Consider the following 1,663-nt stretch of genomic DNA (forward strand, 5'->3'; position numbering starts at 1 on the left):
GGCCCAGAGTGTGTAAAAACGTCAGATTGGGTTTTCTATATCGACGCTAGGAGACCGTGCTTACGTTTCGCAAACTGATCAAGTCCGTGACGTTTCCAGGAACAGTTAAAACCGCTCAGCAACCTCTTAAAGCCCTTTGGATGGGGCAAAAAAGACCGGTTTTTACGCCGTTAACGCTTTCATCAAGCCAGTGGTGCCGATGATTTTCATGACTCGTTTCAGGTTGTAGGCAAGCACATTCAAGCTCATCTCGGCGCTTACCCCGTTGAGCTTTCGGGTCAGAAAGTGCGTCGCACCCATCCATTGCTTGAGCGTCCCGAAGGGATGCTCAACAGTCCGTTTTCGGATCCGCATCATCTCCGGCGCGTTGCTCAGCCTGTTCTGCATTTCCTCTAATACGGCTTCATGCTCCCATCGCCGAACTCGCCGTTGCTTGCTCGGTGTGCACTTCGATTTCAGCACGCATCCCTGGCAATTAGAACTCCAGTAACGGTGCAACTTCAGGCCTTTTTCAATGCTGGAAAAGCGCCAGATCAACGCCTCTCCAGCGGGACAAATGTATACGTTTTTTGCCGCGTCATAGATGAAGGCATCGTTATTGAAACGCCCGTCAGCCTTGGCTCCAGAGGTCATCGGCTTGGGCACATAGGCGGTGATGCCTGCATCGTGACAAGCCAGGATTTGTTCGCTTTTGAAGTAACCGCGGTCAGCCACTACCGACAACGTATCTGACGCCATCGCTTCGCGGGCCTGCTTGGCCATCGAGCTGAGTTGATCGCGGTCGGAACCAACGTTAGTCACCTCGTGAGCAACGATCAAATGGTGCTGAGTATCGACCGCTGTCTGCACGTTGTAACCGACGATTCCAGTGCCGCGAGTCATCATGGAACGGGCGTCTGGATCGGTCAGTGAGACCTGTTTATCCGGCGATTCGTTGAGCTGAGTTTCAATGACCTGTAATTCTTTCATCTGAGCTTTGAGCTTGTCGATTTTCTCTTGCAGACGAGCAGCGTTGGGCTGTGCAATCGGGGGTTCTTGCTGGTCGGCTTCGTCGAGCGCAGTCAGATACCGATTGATACTCGATTCAATTTCTTCCATTCGCCGCTTCAGTTTGGCGCTAGTGAAATTGCGGTCGCGGTTGTTGACGGCTTTGAATTTACTGCCGTCGATGGCAACCAGATTTTCTCCGAATAATCCCAACTGCTGGCACAGAACCACGAATTGGCGGCAGACGCCTCGGATGGCCTTGCTGTTGTCTTTTCGGAAGTTGGCAATGGTCTTGAAATCGGGCATCAAGCGGCCGGTCAGCCACATCAATTCGACGTTACGCTGGGCTTCTCGCTCCAGGCGCCGGCTCGACTGAATGCGGTTCAGATAGCCGTAGATGTAGATCTTCAGGAGGATCGCGGGATGGTAAGCAGGCCGGCCAGTATCTGCCGGTATGACGCCTTCAAAACCCAGTTTGACCAAGTCAAGTTCGTCGACAAAGACGTCGACTACGCGCACCGGATTGGTATCGCTGACGTAGTCGTCGAGGCTCTCGGGAAGTAAGGTGCCTTGGCCTCGATGTTCACCTTGGATAAAGCGCTTCATAGGCGATCCCTGCGATGAAATCCTCAGAAATCATAGCAAGTGTTCGCGAAGGCGTTTTTACACACTCTGG

The 1,663-nt window shown here is 52.9% G+C and carries 1 protein-coding gene; it reads right to left on the reverse strand.

Annotation, left to right across the window (positions count from 1 at the left end; translation table 11 throughout):
* Positions 1 to 162: 162 nt before the first annotated feature.
* On the reverse strand, positions 163 to 1,593 hold the full coding sequence (locus FQ185_RS30025) for an IS1182 family transposase (RefSeq protein WP_034136200.1): 1,431 nt from the start codon (positions 1,591 to 1,593) through the stop codon (positions 163 to 165).
* Positions 1,594 to 1,663 lie beyond the last annotated feature (70 nt).

The sequence above is a fragment of the Pseudomonas sp. ANT_H12B genome, from assembly GCF_008369325.1.
Taxonomy (GTDB): Bacteria; Pseudomonadota; Gammaproteobacteria; order Pseudomonadales; family Pseudomonadaceae; genus Aquipseudomonas.